The 17,918-nt window shown below is 40.3% G+C and carries 14 protein-coding genes; 7 read left to right on the top strand and 7 right to left on the bottom strand.

The features are described from left to right. The first annotated feature begins 119 nt into the window (after positions 1-119). Both GXP67_RS19880 and GXP67_RS19875 read left to right on the top strand, forming a co-directional pair. A complete protein-coding gene (locus GXP67_RS19880) occupies positions 120-3,056 on the top strand; it encodes a M16 family metallopeptidase (RefSeq protein WP_162444743.1) in 2,937 nt (978 codons plus the stop codon). Between the two features lie 170 nt (positions 3,057-3,226). Then, the gene (locus tag GXP67_RS19875) at positions 3,227-6,169 is read left to right on the top strand and encodes a M16 family metallopeptidase (protein ID WP_162444742.1); all 2,943 of its coding nucleotides are present in this window, start codon (positions 3,227-3,229) and stop codon (positions 6,167-6,169) included. Between the two features lie 65 nt (positions 6,170-6,234). Here the strand turns inward: GXP67_RS19875 and GXP67_RS19870 are convergent, their stop codons facing one another. The 4 genes from GXP67_RS19870 to GXP67_RS19855 form a co-directional block, all read right to left on the bottom strand. Further along, positions 6,235-6,651: a response regulator gene (locus tag GXP67_RS19870; RefSeq protein WP_232064507.1), complete on the bottom strand. Its 417-nt coding sequence runs from the start codon at positions 6,649-6,651 to the stop codon at positions 6,235-6,237. Positions 6,652-7,029: 378 nt separating this feature from the next. Then, complete coding sequence (gene rsmG / locus GXP67_RS19865) at positions 7,030-7,653, bottom strand: 16S rRNA (guanine(527)-N(7))-methyltransferase RsmG (protein ID WP_162444741.1); 624 nt, start codon at positions 7,651-7,653, stop codon at positions 7,030-7,032. A 90-nt stretch (positions 7,654-7,743) separates the two neighbouring features. Then, positions 7,744-8,352, bottom strand: coding sequence for an RNA polymerase sigma factor (locus GXP67_RS19860; RefSeq protein ID WP_162444740.1), 609 nt, complete (start codon positions 8,350-8,352; stop codon positions 7,744-7,746). Next, a complete protein-coding gene (locus GXP67_RS19855) occupies positions 8,343-9,392 on the bottom strand; it encodes a glycosyltransferase (protein ID WP_162444739.1) in 1,050 nt (349 codons plus the stop codon). The genes GXP67_RS19860 and GXP67_RS19855 overlap by 10 nt, the downstream gene beginning before the upstream one ends. A 280-nt stretch (positions 9,393-9,672) precedes the next feature. On the opposite strand from GXP67_RS19855, the gene tgt reads away from it, so the two are divergent. Both tgt and GXP67_RS19845 read left to right on the top strand, forming a co-directional pair. Beyond that, on the top strand, positions 9,673-10,803 hold the full coding sequence (tgt, locus tag GXP67_RS19850) for a tRNA guanosine(34) transglycosylase Tgt (protein WP_162444738.1): 1,131 nt from the start codon (positions 9,673-9,675) through the stop codon (positions 10,801-10,803). A 110-nt stretch (positions 10,804-10,913) separates the two neighbouring features. Continuing rightward, complete coding sequence (locus GXP67_RS19845) at positions 10,914-11,990, top strand: LptF/LptG family permease (RefSeq protein WP_162444737.1); 1,077 nt, start codon at positions 10,914-10,916, stop codon at positions 11,988-11,990. A gap of 18 nt (positions 11,991-12,008) precedes the next feature. Here the strand turns inward: GXP67_RS19845 and GXP67_RS19840 are convergent, their stop codons facing one another. Next, complete coding sequence (locus tag GXP67_RS19840) at positions 12,009-12,935, bottom strand: ABC transporter substrate-binding protein (protein WP_162444736.1); 927 nt, start codon at positions 12,933-12,935, stop codon at positions 12,009-12,011. A 177-nt stretch (positions 12,936-13,112) separates the two neighbouring features. Here GXP67_RS19840 and rfaD point away from each other — a divergent pair, with 177 nt between their 5' ends. Both rfaD and GXP67_RS19830 read left to right on the top strand, forming a co-directional pair. Next, on the top strand, positions 13,113-14,078 hold the full coding sequence (gene rfaD / locus GXP67_RS19835) for an ADP-glyceromanno-heptose 6-epimerase (RefSeq protein WP_162444735.1): 966 nt from the start codon (positions 13,113-13,115) through the stop codon (positions 14,076-14,078). Between the two features lie 11 nt (positions 14,079-14,089). Further along, positions 14,090-14,488, top strand: a complete 399-nt coding sequence (locus tag GXP67_RS19830; RefSeq protein WP_162444734.1) for an Imm51 family immunity protein — start codon at positions 14,090-14,092, stop codon at positions 14,486-14,488. Here GXP67_RS19830 and GXP67_RS19825 read toward each other — a convergent pair whose 3' ends face one another. Together GXP67_RS19825 and GXP67_RS19820 are read right to left on the bottom strand one after the other, a co-directional pair. After that, entirely contained in the window at positions 14,489-15,304 is an 816-nt protein-coding gene (locus GXP67_RS19825) for an alpha/beta fold hydrolase (RefSeq protein ID WP_162444733.1), read from the bottom strand. Positions 15,305-15,408: 104 nt separating this feature from the next. Then, positions 15,409-16,881 carry a M61 family metallopeptidase gene (locus GXP67_RS19820; protein ID WP_162444732.1) on the bottom strand — a complete coding sequence of 491 codons (1,473 nt, stop codon included), beginning with the start codon at positions 16,879-16,881 and terminating at the stop codon, positions 15,409-15,411. A gap of 200 nt (positions 16,882-17,081) precedes the next feature. Between GXP67_RS19820 and GXP67_RS19815 the strand changes: the two genes are divergently transcribed. Beyond that, on the top strand, positions 17,082-17,918 hold the full coding sequence (locus tag GXP67_RS19815) for a phosphogluconate dehydrogenase C-terminal domain-containing protein (RefSeq protein ID WP_162444731.1): 837 nt from the start codon (positions 17,082-17,084) through the stop codon (positions 17,916-17,918).

Genomic DNA, 17,918 nt, shown 5'->3' with positions numbered 1-17,918 from the left:
TTATTCCCTGTTTCCCGGATCGTTTCTCTGCTTAAAGGCAATAAACTCCCGTTATTAGTTGAAAAATTGGACAAATCCTCTTAGCTTGTCTTTTAATACCCTTTTACCATACCTTCATTATGACCAAAAAACCAAATTTAATTTTATTGCTTTGCCTGCTGGCTTCTACCTGGACACAGGCACAAACCAAACTGGTAGAAAAAGTTACCAAGAAAGGCAGCGAACTGGTGATTCCCTATGAGAAGCACGTACTCTCTAATGGGCTTACACTCGTCATTCACGAAGACCATTCCGACCCTATTGCCCATGTAGATGTAACCTATCATGTGGGCTCAGCCAGAGAAGAAATCGGCAAATCAGGTTTTGCCCACTTTTTCGAACACATGATGTTCCAGGGTTCCGACCATGTTGGCGATGAAGAACACTTTAAAATTGTGAGCGAATCGGGTGGCGATCTGAATGGAACAACCAACCGTGACCGTACTAACTATTTTGAAACCTTACCCAGCAACCAACTGGAAACCGCCCTTTGGCTGGAAGCCGACCGGATGGGATTTTTGCTGGATGCTGTTAACCAGCGAAAATTTGAAGTACAACGCTCTACTGTAAAAAACGAGCGTGGCCAGAACTACGACAACCGGCCCTATGGGTTAGCTACCGAATATACTGCTAAAAACCTGTATCCGTATGGACATCCGTATTCCTGGCTCACCATTGGATATGTAGAAGATTTGGACCGGGTAGATGTAAATGACCTGAAAAACTTCTTTTTGCGCTGGTATGGGCCTAATAATGCTGTGGTGACTGTAGGCGGAGATGTAAACCCCAAAGAAGTGGTAAAGCTGGCAGAAAAATATTTTGGTCCGATTCCCAGAGGTCCGGAAGTAAAACCGACCAAGGTTCCGGCTCCAGTATTAGCTCAGGACAGGTATATTTCTTATGAAGACAATATCCGTTTTCCGATGCTGCGCATGACCTTTCCTGGTGTACCTACTTTCCACCCCGATGAAGCAGCATTAGATTGCCTGGCAGAAATTTTAGGGCAGGGGAAAAACTCTATTTTATATAAAAACCTGATCATTAGCCAGAAAGCCGTGCAGGCCACTGTTTCCCACCCCACCTCTGAATTGAGCGGTGAATTCACATTTGTGGCCTTGCCTTATCCCGGACAGCGCTTAGATAGTATGGAAACCATTATCCGCCAATCCCTGGCAGAGTTTGAAAAACGGGGCGTTAGTGATGACGACATCAGCCGTTTTAAGGCAAGTTATGAAGCAGGTGAGATCAATGGCTTATCGAGTGTAGCCGGAAAAGTTTCGCAGCTGGCTCAATACCAGACATTCACAGGCAATCCCAATTACATCACCAAGCAGATGAAAAATTATATGGGCGTAACCAAAGCTGATGTGATGCGGGTATACAATCAATATATTAAAGGCAAAAAAGCCGTTATCCTAAGCGTTATTCCCAAAGGACAAAATGTAGCCGCTGCTGCTCCAGATAATTACAAAATCTCTCAAGAAGGCTATAAAGCTCCTGATTATGGCTACGATGGATTAAAATATGCAAAGGCCAAAGACAACTTTGACCGCAGTAAACGTCCGGCTTCCGGCAAAAATCCTGTTGTAAAAATTCCACCTTTCTGGACAGATAAATTTGAGAACGGTATTAAAGTAATTGGTGCGAAAAACGATGAAATTCCTACAGTTACCCTTTTATTTACCATTCAGGGTGGCCACCGGATGTCGGCACTGGAGCCTTCCAAAGCTGGCGTTGCTTCTCTTACTGCTTCGCTGATGAATGAGGATACCGAAAATTATACAGCCGAGCAAATGAGCAATGAACTGGAGAAGTTAGGCAGCAGTATTTCTATTGCTTCCGGAGCAGAAAGTTATACCGTTTCAGTACAATCGCTGGTGAAAAACCTGGATGCGACACTGAAATTACTGGAAGAAAGAATGTACCACCCCAAGTTTGCCCAGGATGATTTTGAGCGGCTCAAAAAGCAACAACTGGAAGGTATTGCCAATCAGAATACCCAGCCTACTGTTATTGCAAGCAAAGTATACAACCGCTTATTATTTGGTGAAGGCAATATTAGAGCTGTTCCCCAAAGTGGCACGGAAGAAACAGTTAAAAGCATCACCTTGGAGGATGTCAAGAATTTTTACAAGAAAAACTTCTCTCCTACTGTAACTAACCTGGTCATTGTAGGCGATATAGACCAACCTACTATTATGCCTAAACTCTCTTTCCTCAATAAATGGGAGAAAAAGGATGTAAGTTTGCCACCGGCTACCATTACCAAAACCATAGACAAAACCAAAGTTTACCTGGTCGATAAAGAAAAAGCGCCACAATCCGAGATCCGGGTAGGCTATGTGGCCATGCCCTTTGATGCTACCGGTGAATATTATAAATCCAACATCATGAATTATGTATTAGGAGATGCGTTTAACAGCCGTATCAACCTGAATTTGCGGGAAGACAAAGGTTATACCTATGGTGCCTATTCTTTCTTTTCCGGCACAAAATCAGTAGGTCCTTTTACTTCCGGAGCTGGTGTACGAGCCAATGTAACCGACAGTGCCCTGGTAGAGATAGTAAAAGAGATCACCAATTACCGGGATAGTGGTATTACCGATGCAGAACTCGCCTTTACCAAAAGCTCTATCGGCCAAAGTGATGCCCTGGAATATGAAACCGGTTTCCAGAAAGCCGGCTTTTTAAATCAGATCATTCAGTATAACCTGGAAGCTGATTTTGTAGATAAGCAGAATGAAATCCTGAAGACTATTACTAAAGAAGAAATAAATGCACTGGCTAAAAAACACCTTCCCATCGAAAAAATGAATATTCTGGTGGTGGGTGATAAAGAGCTGATGAAACCAAAACTGGAGAAATTAGGCTATGAGCTCGTTGAATTAGATAAAGAAGGAAATCCGGTACAAGTGCAGGTAGCGCCTGCCGTAGAAGAACCTAGGTCCGAAGCTCCTGCAGGTGCTGCTGCTCCAGGATCTACTGAGAAAAAGAAGAAAGGTAAAAAGTCGAAATAATTCATTCGCTAACAGTATTTTATTAAAAAGCTACCGCAGTTGGTAGCTTTTTGTTTTCTTAACCCACCACAGACACACTCTATTCTCCGGCTATCAAATTCAGAAAGCATTGCATGATAATATTTTATATATTCCCTGGCATTCCATGTATCACCTAAACAGATCTATCCATGAAAAAGAGTCTTCAACTCATATGCGTATTTTACTTCATAGCTGTAACGCTGGGATATAGCCAGGTAAAGCAGATAGAGAAAGTAGCCAAAAAAGGAGATGAATTAGTGATTCCTTATGAGAAATATGTATTGCCCAACGGACTTACTGTACTAATTCACGAAGACCATTCTGACCCGGTGGTACACGTAGATGTAACCTATCACGTAGGCTCATCCAGAGAGGACATCGGAAAATCCGGATTTGCCCACTTTTTTGAACACATGATGTTTCAGGGTTCCGACCATGTGGCCGATGAAGAACACTTTAAAATTGTAACAGAATCAGGAGGTACACTAAACGGTACTACCAATAATGACCGTACCAATTATTTTGAAACTGTCCCCAGCAACCAGCTCGAACTTATGCTCTGGCTGGAAGCCGACCGGATGGGGTTCTTTCTGGATGCGGTTACCCAGAAAAAATTTGAAATTCAACGCTCAACTGTAAAAAATGAACGGGGCCAGAATGTAGACAATGCACCTTATGGAAGAATCTGGGAAAATCTGGGCAGAACATTATATCCGCAGGGACATCCTTATTCATGGAGTGTAATTGGAGATTTGGAAGACCTCGACCGGGCTGATGTAAATGACCTCAAGCGGTTTTTCCTGCGCTGGTATGGGCCTAATAATGCAACCTTAAGTATAGGCGGTGATGTAAATCCGCAGGAAGTGGTGCGAATGGCTCAGAAATATTTTGGTTCTATCCCCAAAGGTCCTGCTGTAGAGAAAGACAAACGTGAGCCCGTAGCCCTAACTGAAGATCGGTACATATCCTACCAGGATAACAATGCACCCTTTCCTGCCCTGGTAGTAGATTTCCCGACCGTTCCCTCCGGCCATCCCGACGAAGCAGCCCTGGAATGTCTGGCGGATATTATTGGGGTAGGTAAAAGTTCATTCTTCTACCAGAAATTTGTAAAAACACAAAAAGCGATTCAATCCAGTATTTTCAGTAACAATAATGAGTTAGCTGGGGAGATCATTATGTTCGTATTGCCCTTTCCAGGAAAATCATTAGCTGAGTTTGAAACAGAAATGCGGGAGGCTTTGCTAGAGTTTGAAAAATCAGGTGTAACTGATGAAAACATTCAAAAATTCAAAGCCAAATACGAATCCAACAAACTCAAAGAACTGGAAAGTGTACGGGGAAAAGTTTCTGCCCTGGCTTTTTACCAGACTTTCCGGAACAATCCTAATTATCTGGCACAGGAACTAAAAGCTTACCGCTCAGTTACCAAAGCAGATGTATTACGGGTGTATAATCAATATATCAAAGGCAAAAAAGCCGTTATTCTAAGTGTACTCACCAAAGACCAGTCGGGAAATGTGATAGCAGCGGCCAGACCTGATAATTATAAAGTTGTAAAACCAGAATACAAAGCACTAACCGACCAGACGGCCGGGTTAACCTATGCGAAAGGAAAAGATACTTTCGACCGCACCAAACGCCCTGGACCAGGAGCTAATCCGGTGGTAAATGTGCCTGAATTCTGGACAGATAAATTTGATAATGGTATGAAGATCATTGGTTCCAGAAATAACGAGTTACCAATGGTTTTCCTGCAATTGAATATCAATGGTGGACATTTACTTTCGGCGAATGATCCTAAAAAAGCCGGTATTGCTTCGCTTACTGCCTCCTTGCTTGATGAATCTACACAGAAATATACCTCAGAGCAGATGGATAATGAACTCGATAAACTGGGAAGCACCATATATGTATATGCTACTAAAACCGGAACTACTGTTGGTGTACAGTCTCTGGCTAAAAATCTGGATGCTACGCTGGCTTTGCTGGAAGAAAAACTTTTTCATCCCAAATTCGCCAAAGAAGATTTTGACCGGGTGAAGAAACAACAACTCGAAGGTATCAAAGGAGAAGATAATATTCCGGCGGCTGTTGCTTCAAATGTGTATAATAAAACCATTTATGGCAAAAATAACATCCTGGGCATAGCTACCAATGGAACTATAGAAACGGTAGAGGCGATTACTCCGGAAGATGTACAGAATTTCTATAGTAACTATTACTCCCCTTCGGTAACCGAACTGGTTGTAGTGGGCGATATTACTAAAGAGGCACTTCTGCCTAAACTCTCCTTCCTAAAAAACTGGGCGGCCAAAGAGGTAAAAATGCCAGATTTAACCAAAGCTATGCCTGTGGAAAAAACTAAAATCTATCTGGTAGACAAAAAACAGGCACCTCAATCCGAAATCAGGGTAGGTTACTTAACCAATATGACCTTTGATGCTACCGGCGAATTTTATAGAATGGGGTTAATGAATTTTACGTTGGGTGGCGCTTTCAATAGCCGTATCAACCTGAATTTGCGTGAAGATAAAGGATATACGTATGGTTCCTGGTCGGGTTTTGAGGCTTCAAAAATTCCAGGCCCCTATACCGTAAGTGCAGGTGTTCGCGCCAATGCCACGGATAGTTCAGTAATAGAAATTATGAAAGAACTCACCAATTATCAGAAGCAGGGCATTACAGATGCAGAACTGGCTTTCACCAAAAGTTCTGTCGGACAGATACAAGCCCTTAAATATGAGACATTAGGGCAAAAAGCCGGCTTCTTATCTAATATCATTAAATATGACCTGGATAAAGATTTTGTAACCAAACAGAATGAGATTCTGAAAAATATCACCAAAGAAGAAATAAACACCCTAGCCCAAAAACATTTGCCAGTAGATAAAATGTCGATTGCTGTAGTAGGTGATAAAGAACTGGTAAAACCAGGCCTGGAAAAACTAGGATATGAAGTAATAGAACTTGATAAGAATGGAAATGTGGTAACTTCACCTGCACCAGAACCTAAGCCAGCCGAAACCCCAGCTGGTGCTGCTTCTCCAGGCAACAGTGAGAAGAAGAAAAAAAGTAAAAAGTCTGAATAGATTTTCAATAAAAAGGCCTGTAAGCAAATTTGCTTACAGGCCTTTTTATTGAAAATCTATTTTATTTACTTTAATACAATCTGAGGAAGGGCTTTTATTTCATTTAACGCATGTTCTGTTAAAGGTTTGGTTACAAACTTTACCACATAATCGTTATCCACAATTTTCTCAATATCCCGCTTATTATCGGAACTGGAAAGGATAACAATTTTGCATTTATTTTTTACTTCATCCGGAAACATTTCAAACTCGAACAAAAACACGAATCCATCAACAATAGGCATGTTAATGTCCAGGAAAATAATATCAGGAAGGTTAGTAGGATTAAATTGCTCTCTTTCCAGATATTCAAGTGCACTTTTACCAGAATTTTTAACTTCTATTCTTTTGGCAAACTTGGTAATTTCTATAATTCTCTTACTAATAAAATTGTCTGTATCATTGTCATCCACCAGCATGACTAAGTCAACGTTATTTTCCATTTCCTGATTGGTTATAATGTTATAATGCGTATTAATTATGTTTAAGAGATCCATCTTAAGACAGATCAGACGGCTCCGACATAATCTATTATCGTATAATCAAAATTATGTTATTTACCTTCAAGAAGTGATTCCTATTTTGGTGAATACTCATACGGGTAAGGTAAACCAAAATTTTCTCTACGTTGGCAACAGAGCTATACTAAATAGTACCGGAGAATGTTTTGCAATACTACATCCGGACATAATTACAGCTATTCTATACTCTTTATGTGTATGCCTATTATGATAAAAGCTGTGTAAGTTAAAGGCTCAAAAGGTTAGTTTTTTCAACAGTAAGCTCTCTCCTGCGCCAGTTATTTCCTGGCTTGGGATTCTTCAAAAAGGCACATACACAATTTTTTTAGTTTCGAAGAAAGGCTCTTCAAAATAATCGGAGATATTGTAAATTTTGTATTTGAATTTTACTTCTTTTAATTCTTCCGTCAGATCACCACCCTTGAGGTAGAGTATGCCATTTCTCAGGCTGTTCTGATACGGCTTATTGATTTTATTACGGACCCATCCATAAAATTCCTTTAATTCCGTTACTGCCCGGCTTATTACAAAATCATAGGTATCGTCCTGAATAGTTTCGGCACGTACCTGTTCTGCTTTTACATTGGTGAGCTGTAAGGCTTGCGCTACTTCCTGCACTACTCTGATTTTCTTACCAATGGAGTCTACCAGATGAAAATGACATTCTGGAAATAAAATCGCTAGCGGAATACCAGGAAAACCGCCTCCTGTGCCTACGTCCAATAGTGTTGTTTCGGGTTTGAACTGTACTACTTTGGCTATTCCCAGCGAATGCAACACATGTTTTTCATACAACTGGTCAATGTCTTTCCTGGAAATGAGATTGATTTTACTATTCCATTCCTGGTATAAGGGTTCGAGTTGAGCAAACTGCTCATACTGGCGGGCTGTAAGTTGCGGAAAATATTTTCGGATGAGTTCCAAGTGGCAGAGCCGGGTTTGTTATAGCGTGAATGAATAAAATTTGAAAAGCTAAAAGCAGAAGAGGCGAATAAACGCCCCTTTTACTTTTTGTTATATAAAATCTTTTTTGTCTTTCACCAGGTCATACAGCAACTCACGGGCACGATGGAGCTGAGCTTTTACAGTGCCCAAGGGCGCATTCAGTTCTTCGGCAATTTCTTCATAGGATAGTTCCCGGAAATAGCGCAGGTTTACCAGCGTCTGGTATTTGGGGGGGAGTTTGGTGATGATCACCTGCATAATTTCCACTTTCTGGCTTTTAATGGCTTCTTCCTGTGGATTAAGATTTATGTCTTTAATATCCATGCCTACATCATCGCCATTATCGTCACGGAAAGAAGAACTGATGCTGGTAGTTTCCAGTTTTTTCTTCCGGATAAAATCTATACAATTATTAGTAGCAATGCGGAAAAGCCAGGTACTGAAGGTATAATCTTTTTTGAATTTATGCAGACTTTTGAATGCTTTGGCAAACGCTTCGATGGTCAGATCTTCGGCATCATCCACATTTCTGACCATTTTGAGTATGGTATGATATAAAGGTTTTTTGTAACGCTTCATTAATTCAGCATAAGCCTTCTGATCGCCTTGTTCTTTAGCCAGATCAATCAGTTTAAAATCCTGAAGTGCTTTGTCTGAAAATTGCTTATCTAATTCCATCTTACTTGTTTTGAAATAGAAACCGAGGACCCAATTACGATGTAATATACAGTATATAGAATATCAAAAATAGGTATAAAAAACCACTTAATGGAAGTATCAAGCTTTTTTGCTATAGGCTGTAACACCCAAATCTGCGCACAAGTTCTGAGAATGAGCCCTGCCAGCGCAAATAATACCATATTTTGAAAGAAAAGGAGTGTAATAAAAGAAAACCAGAATAAAACCTGTGAAACAGACATGAGTCCCAGCATCAGTTTATTTCTGAATCTATAATGTTTGCCCACAGATAAATGTCTTCTTTTCTGCCTGTACCAGGCTTTAAATGTAAATTTTGGTTTAGAAACTACGTGCGCCTGCTTATCAATACAGATCGCCACATTCTTACTGGTTGCCACTTCGTTAATGAACAAGTCATCGTCTCCGCCTAATACATTCAGGTGGGAATGAAAACCTTTATTACTGTTAAATAATGTTTTTGTATATGCCAGGTTTCTGCCAACACCCATGTATGGCATGCCTGCTAATGTAAAAGAAAAATACTGCGCAGCGGTGTAAAAGGTTTCATATCTGATCATAAAATTCAAAAAGCCATCATGATATGTATACGGCGAATATCCCAGAATGATTTGCTTGTCACTAGTAAACTTTTGCTGCATCTGGCTGATCCAGTCTTCGCTTTGCGGTATACAATCCGCATCGGTCAGCAGGATAATTTCATAGGTTGCGGCTTTAATTCCCAGTGATAGCGCATATTTTTTTGGCGTAATATGATCGGGCGTTTGATTGATACGGACCAGCTTCATATTTGAATATTTGAATGACTCAAACAGCAGGTAATCATAACAATCATCATTGGAGCGGTCGTCTACAATCACAAGCTCAAACTCCGGATGTTTCTGGCTGAGTAAAATAGGAATTAGTTTCTGCAGGTTTTGCAGTTCGTTCCAGGCACATACAATCACCGATACGCCTTGTACAGCTGAAGAAGCCGGTGGTGGCGTTTCTTTATAGAAAGCAAATTTTGAAAAAATACACAACCAGTATAGTAGCTGAATTCCTACACAGACTATAAAAAAAGAGAGTATGATGTACACCAAAGCCGTATTATTTTATTGCTAAACACTCCGATTAAAAAGTACATACTGCCGGGAAGGTATGTAAATATTATTTCAAAATTAAGAATTAGAATATGAATAATAAGGTATAATTTTGCGCCTTCGTACAGATGTAATCTTTCTGATTGTTAAGCGGATTTGCATCTTTTATCGCATCAAAATCTTTCATTTAACCTGATTTCCAGGTTAAATATACTGTTCTATGAAATTTAGCATCCAGGCTACTGATTCTCAATCAAAAGCCAGAGCCGGAGAGATCACTACCGATCATGGCCTGATTCAAACACCTATATTTATGCCTGTGGGTACAGCCGGTTCCGTAAAAGCTGTACATCAGCGGGAACTTTCGGATGACGTGCAGGCACAGATCATTCTGGGAAACACCTATCATCTTTTTTTGCGTCCGGGACTGGATGTATTACATAAAGCAGGTGGATTACATCAGTTTAATAGCTGGGGTCATCCCATTCTCACCGATAGCGGTGGCTACCAGGTATATTCATTATCAGGCACCCGGAAAATCAAGGAAGCTGGTGTTACCTTTAAGTCGCACATTGATGGCTCTACCCATGTATTCACACCAGAAAATGTAATGGATATTCAGCGTACGATCGGTGCGGATATTATTATGGCTTTTGATGAATGTACGCCTTATCCTTGCGAATTTAGTTATGCCCGGGCTTCTATGGATATGACGCACCGCTGGCTGAAACGTTGCTGCGAACGGTTTGATACCACCGAAGGCTTATACGGTTATACACAAACCTTATTTCCTATTGTACAAGGCAGTGTATTTCCGGAGTTGCGCAAACAATCGGCAGAGAAAATTGCTTCTTTCGAACGGGAAGGAAATGCTATTGGAGGCTTATCTGTAGGAGAACCTGCGGAAATGATGTATGAAATGACAGAAATGGTGTGTGGTATTCTGCCTGAAGATAAGCCCAGGTATTTAATGGGCGTAGGTACGCCTGCCAATATTCTGGAAACCATAGCGTTAGGAATAGATATGTTTGATTGTGTAATGCCTACCCGTAATGCCCGCAATGGAATGCTATTCACTACACAGGGTATTATCAATATCAAAAATGAGAAGTGGAAAAATGATTTCAGTCCAATCGATGAAACTTTAGGTGGTTATGTAAGTACAACGTATACAAAAGCCTATCTGCGGCATCTAGTAGTAAGTAAAGAATACTTAGCAGCACAAATAGCTAGTGTACATAATCTTACGTTTTATCTATGGCTTGTCAAACAAGCCCGGGAGAAGATTCTGGAAGGCACGTTTTATGCTTGGAAAAACAGCATGGTAGAACAAGTAATGCGACGGTTGTAAATCAATGGCAGAAATGATCCAGGCTGGTTAATTTACAGGTTATTAGATATACGTAGTACGCTAAAAGCATAATCTTCTAATTTTACAATTTTCTAATTTCCAATGGTGAGATGAAAATACTCGACTTATATATTCTCAAGAAATTCCTCTCCACATTCATGTTTGTGGTACTGATTCTGATTTCCATTATTGTAGTAATTGATTTTACAGAGAAGAATGACGATTTCATTAAGCGGAAAGCCCCCACAGAAGCTGTTATCTACGACTATTACCTGAACTTTATTCCCTACATTGCCAATTTACTAAGTCCAATCACTGTTTTTATTGCTACCGTATTTGTTACGGCTCAACTCGCCTCGCATACGGAGGTAATTGCGGCACTTAGCAGCGGCATGAGTTTCAGGCGGTTTATGCTGCCTTATGTTATTGGTTCGGCACTTGTAGGAGCGGTTATTTTTTTATTCTCCGGCTGGGTAATTCCTAACTCCAATAAAGTACGGATTGATTTTGAAAGGCAATACCTGAAAGAACCTTATTATAATGATTCCAGAAATATTCACAAAAAGATAGCGCCGGAAACCTATGCATATATGGAAAGTTATGATGTAACCAATGATGTAGGCTATCGCTTTACGCTGGAAAAAGTTGTAGACAGAAAACTGCTGGCAAAACTTGAATCACAACGGGTGGAATGGAAACCCAAAGAGGAAAAATGGCTGCTGCGGAATTATAAACTCCGGACTTTTGATGGCCGTAAAGAAACGCTGACTTTCGGCGATACTCTCGACACCCTGATTAACTTAAATCCGAAGGCATTCGGTAATAATTACTTACTATACGAAACATTTACCCTGACCGAACTGGAGGCTTTTATTACAGAATTACAAAATAGTGGTGCAGATAATGTGGCCATTTACCAGATCGAAAAATACCTGCGCTTTACCAGTCCCTTTGCTATGGTTATTCTCACACTGATTGGCGTAATTGTATCGGCCCGGAAAAGCCGGGGCGGCGTTGGCTTTCAGATTGCCTTTGGATTCGTACTGGCCTTCGTCTACATCTTATTTTTTATCATGAGCCGGGCAATTGCTCAGGCTGGCTCCATTGATCCTATGCTGGCTGTATGGCTGCCAAATATCGTGTTTGCCCTGGTTGGATTAGTTATGTATCATACGGTGCCGAGGTAATTCAGTAAACTCACTGATTCATTTAGCTTCCGGATGAATGTATTTTTTCAGTTCAATCACGGCTTCTATTACCCTTGGGCTGGGCCGTGAATTTAAGTCGTCGGTTACTTTGTATATGCGTTTATTCTGGTAAGCTTTTATCTTCTTTAGCTCAGGATACAACTTAAAAAAGCTGCTGTCCATTTCATTAAATGTGCCCCCCAGAATAATATCCGGATTAATTTTAAGTATATACTCCCTGGAAAGTGCCGGATAAGGATTATCAAATACAGTGTCTATGGCATTGATTGCACCTGCCAGCTGCAGTTTATTGGTAAGAATGGTATTCTTTCCGTAGGCATAAATGGGATCTTGCCAGGTAATAGCCAGTACGCTGGGTTTAGGTAAAAACTGTGTTTGTGCTATTACTGTATTCTTTAGGTTTCTCAGCGAATCTATTTTTGAACGGCTTAATTCTTCCCTATCCATAATTTTTGCTATATCTGCTAAGCCATCCAGTACATCATCAACGGTTGCATATTTCTGGTAATATACCGGAATTCCCATCTGCTTCATCCGTTCTGCATCAGATTGCGGCGTCATGCCTTCTATGGTAAAAACCAGGTCGGGCTTCACTTTAAGCAGTCCTTCAAAATCCATCGGATAGTTATTTACAATAGGTTTGGTTTTTACGGCTTCTGGATAATTACAATTTTGTGTAACGGCTACAATTTGACTGGTATCGCATACAAAAAATAACATTTCAGTCATAGAAGGTGCCAGTGCCATTACTTTTTGAGGTTTGCGAGAAAGCACTACTTCCCGTTTCAGGTCATCTATCAGTACAATAGTTTCTGACGGCTCTTTTTCCCCTGAGTCTTTCTTTGCGGAACAGGCGGCCAATAGCAAAATAAAAAATAGCCAAAAGTAATATTTGCCGGGATGTGTATGAGAAAGTAAATCCATTAGGGCTGGAAACTAATTTTTGTAAATTTAGGCCAAAATTTAAATTACTGAATTACTGAATTACTGAATTACTGAATTACTGAATTACTGAATTGTAATTATTATTTTATTCAATCTCTCATTCAGACCTTCCGTAAGTCTATAATTGTATTATTTCTCTCAAACCACTGAATCATTATGATTATAGTTACAGGTGCTGCCGGTTTTATTGGAAGCTGTCTCATTAGCCGGCTCAATGCAGATGGGTTTACCCATATTATTGCGGTAGATGATTTTTCGCATGAAAACAAAATTCCGAATCTGGAAGGCAAACAGATTAAACAGCGGATAGACCGGAAGGAATTTTTCACCTGGCTTGACGCTAATAATGAGCATATAGAATTTATCTTTCACATTGGTGCCCGCACGGATACCACCGAGTTTGACCGGAATATTTTTGATGAACTGAATGTCCACTATTCCCAAACCATCTGGCAGAAATGCTGCGATTACCAGATTCCGCTTGTATATGCATCCTCAGCAGCAACCTATGGCTTAGGCGAACTGGGCTATGATGACAATGAAGCCTTAATTCCTCAACTCAAGCCGCTTAATCCCTACGGAGATTCTAAAAATGAATTTGACATCTGGGCTTTACAGCAGGAAAGGAAGCCTTTTTTCTGGGCAGGGCTGAAGTTTTTTAATGTATATGGCCCCAACGAGTACCACAAAGCCCGGATGGCTTCGGTGATTTTTCATGCTTTTAACCAGATAAAAGCCACCGGCAAAATGAAGCTTTTCCGTTCCCACAACCCGGAATTTAAAGATGGCGAACAGATGCGGGATTTTGTGTATGTAAAAGATGTGGTAGAAGTATGCATGTTTCTGATGCACCACCGGAAAAATTCAGGTATTTATAATTTAGGCAGTGGCAAAGCCCGTACTTTTTTAGACCTGGTCCGGAATACCTTTAAAGCCATGCAATTACCAGAACAGATTGACTTTGTAGACACGCCAGCCGACATTCGCGACAAGTACCAGTATTTTACCGAAGCCAGTATGCAGAAACTCATTTCTATTGGGTATATACGTCCTTTTCATTCTCTGGAAGAAGGTGTACAGGATTATGTCAGCAATTATCTGGCTGGGCATAAGTATTATTAAACCATAACGCTATGAAAGAAATAATCGAAGATACTATCTACGATGATGAATTTTTACCTTGTGAGATGATAACATCAGAAGGTTTTAGAAAAGATGTACCCACCACATTTTATTGTATTGAATTAGCTACTGATTTTGATGAAGAATTCATTGAAATAATGGAAGAATTTGACTTAGAACCCAGTGGTTATCTGCTGGAAAGTATCATCCTAGCTTTTATAGAGAAAGAAAATGAAAGTCTACTGGATAAAATTGACTATCCGCTCGATTGTGAAGCTTCAACATTTGTCGTATATATGAATTCAGAAGAGGCTCAACGAGAAATGGCAAAAATCATCCAAAAACTCTGTATAAATAAAAAGCTTTTTAGAAAAACAATAAAAGAGAATATAGATTCTATTAAAGAATGATTATCTATTCCACGATTGAGTCTCAATAGAAATCCCAGAATGCCTTTTAATAAACGCAATTGTATGTAAATTAAACTGATCCGGTTGATCTACATTTACCACATGGCCGGAATCGTGTAAAATTTGCAGGGTTGCAAAGGTATGGCGTTTTACAATCTGCTTTACCGGCGGCAAAAACATATGGTCTTCTTCGCCCATCACATATAAAGTAGGAATAGAAAGCTCAGTTTCATTAAAATATTTTAGTAAGGGATTTACTTCTGAGGTCATTTTGTACCAGCGGAGAAACTCCTTTTGCGCCAGCCGCTTGGCTTCGTTAATAAATAGCGAACGGGATTTTTCGTGGCGTTTTTTGGGCATAATCACCCAGGCGAACAGGCTATAGAGCCACATATAAGGCACTACTTTTTTAAACAGATTGCCTCCGTACATCAGAAAATTAGAACGGAACGTCATGCGGGTGATGGCACCGCCCAGAATCATGGATTTTACCCGTTCCGGTTGTAATTCTCCTAACGTACGAATAATGATACACCCGAGCGAAATGCCAATAAAATGCGCCGTTTTTATTTTCAAATGGTCTAATACTTCCAGTACATCATGGCTAATGTTTTTGAAGGTATAGGTTTGTCCGATGTATTCTTTGAGCAAATCTTTCGAACGGCCATGTCCCCGTAAATCTAAGAGCAATACATTAAAATGACGTTTATATTCCTTCAATTGCTTAAACCAGATAGAAGAACTACCCCCGGCACCATGAATAAAAACTGTCCATTCCTCAGAGGCCGGATGCAGGTATTGTTTATAATAAAGCATAGAGAAGCAACACAGACAAAGTAGATGCGGCTATGGAGCAAACATATTCTAACTGGTTCTTGTTCAAAGATTTTATAAATAAGCCAAAGCATTCCAAAACAAGCTTATCTTGCATTTTCAAGCCATTTTTGCAAATTTTCCTTTTCAGTTTCTGTTATCGTTTCCTTCAATCTGATGGTAATTTCTATATTTTCCGAGTCAGGTAAGGCTTGCAGAATAGCTAATTCACAGCCCACATAATTCAGTGCCCGGCTAGTCCTATCCTGTAAAGGGATAGTGCCAAAAATACATTCATCAAAATAATCCTGGTAATTCTGTCCGGCTACTTTCTCTATTATTTGCTGGTAATCCTGTATGGTATAACCGGCATTCATATCACCAAATTGTTTCCATAATTCCCGCATCACATCATCCAGTGACCGGGTATTTTGTGTAAGCTGGCGGATTTCCAGATCGAGTATCAAAGCGGCTAAAGCACCTTTGTTGTAAATAGACACTTTCCGTCCAGGCGCACCCATAGTATAACCATCCAGCCATAAATCGAAGGAAGAATCGATCAGCGATAAAGACGAACGGTTGCTGAATTTGAAGTGCTTATTCAGCGTCTGGCTCAATTCCTGCAAATATTCCTCTATGTAAAAAATACCGGCTCTGGCCAGAAATAAATCGCCATAATAAGTTGTAATTCCCTCCGCTACAAAACCAGTCGAAAAATAGTTTTCTTTTGAAAAATCATAAGGAAGCAGTTCGGCCGGACGAATCCGGATCACATTCCAGGTATGGAACAATTCATGCGAACTAATACCCAGCATTTCGCCATATAACTGTTCTGCCTGGCTTGCCGGACCTAAAGTAATTACGGTTGAGTTCTGGTGTTCTACCCCATGGTAATGCTGGAATGGCAGCCAGTGGAATAAAAAATGATACGCTTCACAAGGAAATCCTTGCATCATCTGCATTTGTACTTCAGAAAACTTAATAAAATCAAGTTTTACCTTTTCCCAATTCAGATGGCATTCGCCCTGTACCCAGATATAAAAAGTGGTGGATTGTATCTGGTAAGAATACTTCTGCAATGTGGCGCTTGCGATCATCGGACTATCTACCAGTTGATAATAATCACTGGCAATCAGTACATGCTTAGATATTTCTGGCAGCCCACAGGCAATTTTGTAATTTTCAGGCAGTTGCAGTTGTATCCTACATTCTTCCTGCATTCTGCCTTTCACATGCACCAGGCAATTTACAAAATTGACATACAACTGTTTATCATCCAGCCATGAACCACCGGCATCCATTTGCTGGGCATAATAGCTGTAATTGAGTTGAACAGACGTATATGTTTCGGTCTGTATCCGCCAGCAATCTTTTGTCAATTTCTGTACATTGAGTTTCTCTCCGGTAGTGCCATACGCCTTAAGCAAAGTCATATTTTTAGCAAAATTGGCCATTTCATACCTCCCGGGGCGCCAGGCTGGTAGTTGTACTTCTACGTGAGAGGTAGTAATAGTTGAGATCTGTACTTGAATGTCGATATAGTGTTTGTCAGGATTAGAATAAGAAAGGGTATAGATCATGTGTATCTTCCGGTTGTCGACTTTGATGTGTATTCAGAAATGAAAGTTAATAGATTTTACTTCAGTTAGATAATTGGTTTGCTTCAGTGTGAATTTTACACAAGCATAATAACGGTTAAATATAAATTTTTCTATTTTTATGCATAATATATTGACCTTGCAATCTAAGAGTTGATTATACATATTAAACCAAATGGGATATGAACAAAGTAGTATTAGTGGGCGCTGGAGGCAAAATGGGATGCCGGATTACCGATAATATAAAGAATTCAAGCACATACCAGGTTTCTTATCTGGAAGTTGGCCAGGCAGGTATCGAAAGATTGCAGCAAAGAGGCATCTCTGTTTCCAAGCCGGAAGAAGTATTACCACAGGCGGATATGGTTATTTTTGCGGTACCGGATATCTATATTGGAAAAGTAGCGGCAAGCATTGTTCCGCAGATGAAATCTGGTTCTATTGGTATTTGTTTAGACCCGGCAGCACCTCTGGCCGGTCACTTACCTAAACGTGAGGATATCAGCTATTTTGTATCACATCCGGCACATCCGTCTGTCTTTAACTGGGAGCCAGATGAAAAAACACATTTCGATTATTTTGGTGGAATTGCTGCCAAACAAGCTATTGTATGTGCCCTCATGCAAGGGCCGGAAGAACACTATGCCATAGGAGAATCATTAGCCAAAGCTATGTACGCACCGGTTTTCCGCTCACACCGCATTACGGTGGAACAGATGGGTATTCTGGAGCCGGCCATGAGTGAAACATTTATGTCTACCTTAACAAAATTGATGCGGGAAGGCTTGGATGAGGTAGTCCGCAAAGGTGTTCCCAAAGAAGCTGCCTGGGATTTCTTCCTCGGTCATTTAAATATACAATTAGGCGTATTATTTGATCAATTACCTGGCGCTGTGTTTTCGGATGCCGCCTACAAAGCCATGGACATTGGCCGTCCACTGATTGTGAAAGAAGACTGGAAACAGATATTTGAACCAGAAAGTGTGAAACAGCAGATCGAGTCAATCACCAAATCTTAA

It is taken from the genome of Rhodocytophaga rosea (assembly GCF_010119975.1).
GTDB classification, from domain to species: Bacteria; Bacteroidota; Bacteroidia; order Cytophagales; family 172606-1; genus Rhodocytophaga; species Rhodocytophaga rosea.
The sequence above is the reverse complement of the archived record's forward strand: the minus strand, read 5'-3'. Positions and strand labels throughout refer to the sequence as shown.